3 protein-coding genes are annotated in these 8359 nt (G+C 57.3%); 1 reads left to right on the top strand and 2 read right to left on the bottom strand.

What is annotated here, in order from left to right; translation table 11 throughout:
* Nucleotides 1-3144, bottom strand: a 3144-nt coding sequence (locus ACIOMO_RS13215) for an Ig-like domain repeat protein (protein WP_401241177.1), incomplete at its 3' end; no start/stop codon positions are given.
* A gap of 541 nt (nt 3145-3685) precedes the next feature.
* Here ACIOMO_RS13215 and ACIOMO_RS13210 point away from each other — a divergent pair.
* Complete coding sequence (locus tag ACIOMO_RS13210) at nt 3686-4051, top strand: DUF6124 family protein (protein ID WP_401241174.1); 366 nt, start codon at nt 3686-3688, stop codon at nt 4049-4051.
* Nucleotides 4052-4229: 178 nt separating this feature from the next.
* Here ACIOMO_RS13210 and ACIOMO_RS13205 read toward each other — a convergent pair whose 3' ends face one another.
* Nucleotides 4230-8300, bottom strand: a complete 4071-nt coding sequence (locus ACIOMO_RS13205; protein ID WP_401241171.1) for a hypothetical protein — start codon at nt 8298-8300, stop codon at nt 4230-4232.
* Between the last annotated feature and the right edge of the window lie 59 nt (nt 8301-8359).

Below are 8359 nucleotides of genomic sequence, written 5' to 3'. Positions count from 1 at the left end.
TTTGGAATCGGTAACATTGGCAATGGTCGGCGCAACGGATTGAGCCACCGTAAAGGTTCGGGCCGCAGACTCCGCACCATCGCCATACAACGCCAGTGCGGTGAGGCTGTAACCTTTGATAGTCAAACCAGTGACGACCTGGCTCCAGTCACCCGAGGCGTTGGCAGTCGGTTCGCCCAACGAAGTGCTGCCATCGCGCAGACGGACTTTCTGATTCGGACTGGCCTTGCCGGTGACGGTGACAGAGTGATCGAACGTGGTGCCGCCATGGGCAACAGTGCCTTTGGAATCGGTGACATTGGCAATGGTCGGCGCAACGGCTTGCGCAACTGAAAACCCGCGAGGTTTGCTCGCCACGGGATCTGAGTCGTACAGTGCCGAGGCGATGATCTGGTAGCTCTTCACCGCCAATCCGGATAGCACTTTGCTCCAGATCCCACTGTCGGTAACGTCGGCCGTCCCGAGTGGCGTCGTCCCGTCAAATAATGCAACGTTTTCTCCCCGGGTCGCAGTGCCCTTGACGGTCACCTGCTTGTCGAAAGTCGTACCGCCCTCCGGAACCTGTCCCTGTGAGTCGCTCACTTCGGTAATCGTTGGAGTGACGTAGTCGTAACGCGTTCTAACGGTCAATTCCAATACCGGAAAAACAATCGCTGCCGATTCCACCGTCCCGCCATCGAAGGCAACCTTGCAGATCACCTTCGCCGACGTGGCATGTCCCAATTTCACCACTTCGCTTCTGAGTAACCCTGCATTGAGCCCGTTGCCGACCTGCGCATCAGACATTTCAACGCCGTCGAGCAAGATCACTCGATGGTCTGTGCCGGTGCTTGTTTGCCCCTCGAGTGCCAGCCACACGCGTTGTTTGAGCGCAATTAACGGCCAGACAGACACGCGTGTCGTCGCATCGCCGGTAAACGTCGTCAAGTCGAGGACATTGCCCGTTGCCTGTACGACGAGGGGGCGGGGCAGTTCGGTTTCGGGGTTTTGAAATCCCGAGACCAACAGATCCAGAGTTTGCGAAGGGGTTGGCCGTGCATGACGCTTCACTTCGTATTCAACCTCGACGCGCTTGGAGAGGTTGGCAGCGACCACGGTCGGAGGCAGGTGAAACGCGACGCTACCACTGGCGTCGCCTGGCAGTTCCAGATCGTCGGAAGTTCCCGCGCCCGGCGTGCCAAGCCATTTCAGCCGGATGATGTCTTGATCAGGCTTCATGTCGGGATAGCTGACGTTGATGTCGACACCCTTCAATGCATCCATCGGGTTCAGTGTGCCGTCAGCGGCTTGAATAACGGTCGGTGCAGGCAAAACGCCGACCTGTTCGCCGATGAGCAGGTCGAGCCCCGCCGAATATTCAAACTGGTTTGTGGCTGCTCGCAGCAACGAATAGCGCACCTTGATCGATTGCCCGGTATTGGCGTGAACGTACCGGGCATCCAGTCGAAATCTCACGGGTTTGCCGATGATCAGGCTGGTAATCGGAACCCAGTCGGAAGTACTGGCACCGGGGCCAGTCCAATAGTAGGTGAGGATGTCATCCTTGTGCGTTCCGGGGAAATTCACCAGTACGGTGACGTTGTCGCTGACGTTGTCAGGGTCGAGCACACCGTTGGTTGCCTCCGGAACTTGGGGCGCCGGCAGTGTCGCGTGAATGACCTGAACCTTGGCCAGCAGCCGATCGGACTCGCTTACGCCATACAGCGTCACGTTGTCATTGCTCACGCGATAGGACAAATCCAGGCTGCCGCCATCAAGCACTTTGATGTGTTGGTTCTTGATCTGAAAAGTAATGAGCTTCGCTTCAGCTTCATTGCGAGTGACCGTGTGTTGTTCTTCATGCGGATAAGGCACGCCGTCCGATTGAGTGCCCAGCCAGATCAAATTGATCAAGTCGCCGTTGGCCATGCCCGGATAGCGGACATCCACAGTCGCCAGCGGGGTATCCGGTTCGAGCGTATCGCCGATCAGCTCGCGGATCGTCGGCTCGGGTAGCATCACCACCGCTCCCACCACATCGGCGAACGTGCGCTTGGACGACAACGGCGGGCCACCACTGTTTTTGCGCAGCACATAAGAAGCATCGGCGCGGCCCATGGCAATGGCGCGGACATCCTCGTAGGGCACGTTTATTTCCACAATGCCCGGAACAGATTCGATCGTGCGCGACTCGCTGTGAATCAGCGGCTGGCCGCTAAACGGCGTGCCGATCCACGTCATGGTCAGCGTATCGCCCCGCGCGAAATCCGTACCCGCTACACGCACCTGAACCGTGACCGGCTGCTTGTTCAGATCCTGGACGGTAATGATCCCGTTGATGGCTTCTTTGATGATCGGCGCGTCCAGTCGCCAGGCACCGGCGTCCACGTCGATGTGGGTGCGCTTGGAATGGCGCACCGCCCAGTTCCAGGTTTCATCGTAAAGGTCGTATTTGATCTCCAGCTTCTTGCCATCGCCGCCCGCCAGAATCGCCTCCTGATCAACCACGATGACGATCGGTTGCAGTCGATCGACATGCGCCTGCGTGACCCGATAAGGCGTCAGCGCGACACTGCCCCAACGCAGCAAAATCGAGTCACGCAGGGTCATGTCCGGGTAGAACGGAATCGTCACCAGCACACCTTTTTCCGCCCATGCGGCATCGATGACACCTTGGTCGACCAGATCCGGGGGCAGTTGCACAATCTTCAATTCCGAGTGGCCATCCGGCAGATGCGGTTCCCGGTCGCGCCCGCCCGGTCGAAAGAGTTTGACCAGCAATCGCAAGGGCACGGAAGGGTCGTCCGGCGCCGTTGCACCGGCGCGAGTCAGTTGGTAATAACACTGCTCGACCCAACCTGAGGCCAGACCATCGACGGGCAGGAAAAAGTACATCGGCTTATCGACGTCGCCGGGCTCGACGGTCTTGCGGAAAATCACTTTGGTTTCCCAAAAGATGTCATGGCTGTCGCCAGCGCGCATGCCCAGATACGAATTAATCAAGCAGAGCAGGCCTTCGGCATGGTCGCTGACGACGGCAATATTGATCCCGCCATCGCCCTCGACAATCGGCTGCACCATGCCCGCGATCAGTAAGGGGCGCAGGGCAAACGGCGCGTTTTGGTCATCGCATGGCGGGAACAGAAAGGGCGAGTGGCTGGGCATGGCAAGCTTCCTTGCTGTGGGAGGGGCGCGATCGTTGGCAGACGCGCCGGGTCTTGTGATTGAGCATTACGGGAAGCAAGTTGGCTACTGTCAGATCTGACAGGGGCGGGGTGGTTTGAGACGAACGGTCGGTGAGTTGGCGACGAAGTCTGTCGGACGGTTCGCTAATTGGCATAGGCAATGAGCGCCGTTTAATGTGCGCGTTTAAAAGACACCGGGTGTTACGTCCTGAAGCCCACAAAACGTTGCGCCATTGCCTACGCGTAAGACAGAATCCGCCGGCTTGTGCGCCTGGGGGCAGGTCGGTAACTTGGATCGGGTCACTGATTTCCAGTGATCGGGTTTAGCAGCCCGATAGGTAACAACGGTTGCATGAGCGATATTCAGTCAGGCGTTTTTTCGCCTGCACTAAATGGTGGCTGTGCGCATGGCGTCTTCGGACGCGCCGGTTTTGTTACTTATCCGGTCTGCTAACTTGCGTACAGCTGCCACCCAAACGTTTAGCAGCGGGATGGTTGCGGCCTCTATTGAGAAAGTAACTATGTTCAAAGTAACGCCAAACCCACCGGCCACCGATCCGGCATCGCCCTACGAATCATCCGACTCAAAGAAATTCCACGAAGCCGCCGAGCGCGCCCTCGACCACTACCTCGGCCCACCCACCGCCGAAATCATGGCTGCACCTTATGTGTCCAACCGTTTGTTCATGGTCAACCCGGCTAGCGCGAACGAACCTCTATTAGCCGACGCCAGTGAGAGCCTCGGTTCGGCTTGCGTGATGATCAACGATCTGGCGGGGATGTTGGAAGGCACTCATCGCCGGACGCTGTTGGGGATTGCGCAGGTTGTGATGTTGGGGGAACTGGCGGTGAATCAGGTGTTGGATAATTTGGTTCCGATTGATTAATTCTGAGATGTGGACAAGCAGTTAACGTGACGTATAGGGGAGGATTTATTTTTGAATAAATCCTCCCCGGTTTCCAAACGCTAGACTTGAAGCCAGGTTATGCTTGTTATTGAAACTGCTGAAACTCCTAAAGTACCATTGACTATTAAAGAGAAAAAATGGCAGTTTATTCCAATATCTATTTTTTTGGTTTTGTAACTCCCATTATTTGGTTCAAGGTTTTCACGAAAGATCGCTGTGTTTTTTTTTCGTCATAAACCACGAGTGTTGTTGTGGTGTCTAGCCCATTGTAGTACCCAATTTCAAATGTTGCCGCAAGCCCGGGAAATGTAACAAAGCAAGTAATTCCAGCCCGGAGCGCTAGTACTTGTCCTACGCTCGGGATTGAATAGTAGATACCTGAGCTCCCTGGTGTAGCTACGAATGGCTCTAGTAATAGAGCTAAACGACGGGGAGAATAATAAGTGAGGTAGTGAGGGATGGTTATGGGTGGAGTTTGTTCCCAATCTTCCGTTATGTTTTGTTTGGCTGTAACTGTAAAATTTCGAACTGGCGACTCCGTCTCACTGCCATATTTGGCTTTTGCCTTGAAGGCGTGAGCGGCGATGGATAAACCTGCCGCGGTGTAGATCCAGACCCCTTGGGCATTGATCGGCGCCGAATTTTTTAATGTTACGCCGTCATATATATCCACTGCACGGTTCGCCGTACCTGTGCCCGTGAGCGTCACGTTAGTGTCGACTGTCGTGCCGTTTTGCGGGATGTCGATGCCCTTGGAATCTTTCACCGAAGTAATCGCTGGAACCAGTGCATCTGCCACAACAAAAGTACGGGGAACCGATACCGGATTGCTGCCGTAAATGCCTTTGGCGGTCAGGCTGTGCGGCCCGTTGACCAAGCCACCAACACCACGTGTCCAAACGCCGCTGGTGTTGACGGTGGCAGTGCCTTTGGGAGTCGTCCCGTCGAAGATATCGACCTCCAGACCCGCCGTGGCTGTACCGGTCAGGGTGACGTTGTCATTGGTAATGGTGGAACCGTTGGGGACTTCTTTACCGTAGGGGTCTTTAACTGAAGTGATCGTGGGTGTGGCGAGCGCTGCAACGGTTAAGGTGCGTGCCGCCGACACCGGCCCTGCGCCGTACTCTGCTTTCGCGGTAAAACTGTGCGCCGCGATGCTCAATCCTGAAACCACAAGTGTCCAGACTCCGGTCACCGGATCTGCAATCGGCTTGTCTTTGGGGATCGTGCCATCCCTCACATCGACCTTCTGCCCTTTACTCGCCGTCCCGGTGATCGTCACACTGGTATCAATGGTGATTCCGCCAGGAGGAATCTCGACACCCTTGCTGTCCTTGATCGAGGTAATGGTCGGCGTGACCATCGGCGTGACGATGATTTTCCATATCACCGATACCGGATTGCTGCCGTATTGCGCAACAGCAGTAAGGTTGCAGTCGCCCTGGGCCAGTCCTACCAAATCCCGTTCCCATTTACCTTGAGCATCTGCTGTTGCGAAGCCTCCAGTGCTCACGCTGTTGTTGTAAATCAGGATGGTCTGATGGGGTGTCGCCGTGCCGCTGACCTTGACACTGGAATCAACGGTGAGACCGTTTTGAGGGATTGCGACGCCTTTGGAGTCGATCACCGAGCCGATCACCGGTTTCACATCCTCCACAGCCTTGACCCTGTAACGCTTCACCGGCACGACAATCGCATCCGCCTCAACCTGGCTCGACGTCAACGCAGCCTTGAAATGGAGTTCCAGCTCCGTGCCATGTGCCAGATCCTTAAAATAGGTATAAGGCACCGGCTGATCATATTTACCCCCATTGATCCAAGTCTGATTAACCGCTGCCCCCGGCACTTTCCACACCACATGGTTATGCTCGCCACCCTGCGCGTTCTTTCCCTTGAGCGTTAACCAGACAGGTTGGCCCGCCTTGATAAACGCCCACACGCCCGCACGTACGGTGGCGCCCGCCGTAACTTTGCTCAAATCCAGTTCATCGCCATCAGCCTGCAAGATAGATAGCTTGTCCAGCTCCGCCGCTGGCAGCGGCGTCATCGTTACCGTCAACGGCAGCGACGGAATTTTGTTGCTGCCCAGCGTCACTTCGTACGTGAGCGTAAACGTTGTTGAACCATTGCCGATGTTCGCGGCAATGGCTTCCGGTTCAATCAGAAACTCGATGCTGCCGCTGCTTGAACCGGTTTTGGCCGGAATGCTCGGCGAACCGGCACCAGGTTTGCCGACCATAGTCAGTTGGATGGAATGGCCGTCGTTCATGCCCGCGTAAGCCACGATAACCTTTGCACCCGTTTGGGCATCGAGCGGTGCCAAAGTCACACTGGCACCGCTACCCGTAGCCTGTGGAAGTCGAGCGATCGGGAGTGGATTTTCCAGCGCGTTGCCAACCCTGAACTCCAGCGCATTCGAATAACTCGTCCCACCCGCCGCACGCTTGATGAGGTACTTCGCTAATACCGTTCCGTTGTTGTTGCCGCTGATGAACTCAGCCTCAATCCTGAACGCAACCGGTTTGCCCTCAGTCAAAGACGACAGCGTGATCCCGTCCGTTTTCGTGCCGGTTTTCGAACCGATCCATTCGTAAATCACCTCATCACCCTTGGCCGTGTTGAGGTAGTTCACCGTCAACGTTGTACCAGCGGTGTCGCCGGGTAACGCGCCGTCGATCAGGCCGGCCACTACGGGTTCGGGCAGTTCCAGGCGTGGCTCGCCGACCTGCAGAATATCGGCGTGAATGGATTCGCGGATGGCATGGGTGGCGTTGACATGGTTCATCGCGCCGAGCGCGGCGTCCTCGATCAGCAACTGATAGTAGAGCTCCAGTTTGCCGCCGATGATCGGCGTCAAATGCGCGCCGTCGATGGGGATCAGCAGCGGTTTGCCGGCACTGATGTCGCCCGCAGTGAGCGGGTACAGTGGCAGTTCCGGAAGGTAAGGGGTGAGTTCCGGGCGGGTGCCGAGCCAGAACAGTTTGATCGCCTGGCCCTTGTCAAATGAGGTGTCGAACGGAATCTCGATGCGCACCTGTTTCAACGTCGGGTCGAGCGCGCCATTCACGGCGTCCAGTGCTTTGGGGGCGGCCAGGCGTTTGATCGCACCGATGGCGCTGATGAATTGTGATTTGGAAGGCAAGTCGGGCGCGCCGCTGGCCTTCTTCAGGCGATAGGACAAGGCGATCTGGGACTTGGCCATCTGCCGCAGCACGGCGTTGGCGATGGGGATTTCGGCGGTGGTGGGCACGCTGGTCAACGGCTCGCCGGTGAACTCGACATCGATCGGCAGGCCCTCCACGGGCGTGCCCTTGACCCGGATGATCGGGGTGTCACCGGGCTGGAACGATCCGCCAGTCGTGACCCAGACCTGCGCCGTGCCTGGGGCATCGCCCAGTTGGTCGATGTCGAGCACGTTGCTCTGCGCTTCCTTGAGAATCGGCGCTTCCAGCCTGCTGGCGTCGATCGCGACCACCACCCGTTGTGCCGCGCTCCAGTCCTCGGAGCGATTGTCGACCTTGTCGTAGACCTCAAAGGCCACGGACAAACCCACCCCGTCAGAATCCCCGGCCTCACGAATGACCGCCTCGCTGACGTGCACCACCAGCGGCACCTTGCCGTCCGCCTGATCCTGAGACAGGGGCGCACTGAGCACAAACACACCGCCCCAACTCACTTGAATCACATCACCGGCGGCAATGTCTGGATACGACTCGATGGCGACCGGAACACCGGCGGCCACGTTTTCCTTATCAATGCCGCCGTCGAGGATGTCCTGCGGCAAGTGCATGATCAGCTTGGAGTGGCCGGGATCGTTGTTGTCGTCATGACCACCAGGGCGGGTGAGTTTGACCAGTACCTGCATGTCTTCGGACGGCTCCCAGGCCTGACCGAGGCGCTTGACGCTGTAATACCCGACGGCCCGGCCTTCCGGGATGCGCGCCGAAGGCACGAACATTTGCAGCGTCGTGTTGACGTCCGCCGGGCCAACGGTTTTCTGCAGGACTTCCACATCCTTGTTCCAGAACACCTTGAGCTGATCCCCAATTTCCATTGGTGTCCACGGCCCGGCGCGGCAGAGCAAGCCTTGACGCGGGAAATTACCCAACGCCGCCGCAATATTGATGCCCCAGACCTTTGGTGACTCCGACACCGGCCCGGTTTTACCGGGGATATCGAGTTGGTCGAGGATCAATGTTTCGGCATCGGGAAGGTTGGGGGTAAGCATGGACGGCTCCGTTGAGCGGTGGGGCAACGGAGTGATTTATGGCTGGAAACGGGTGTGGC

It is taken from the genome of Pseudomonas sp. NPDC087804 (assembly GCF_044742965.1).
Classification (GTDB): Bacteria; Pseudomonadota; Gammaproteobacteria; order Pseudomonadales; family Pseudomonadaceae; genus Aquipseudomonas; species Aquipseudomonas rustica.
Note: the sequence above shows the minus strand (reverse complement) of the source record. Positions and strands in the feature narration are given on the sequence as shown.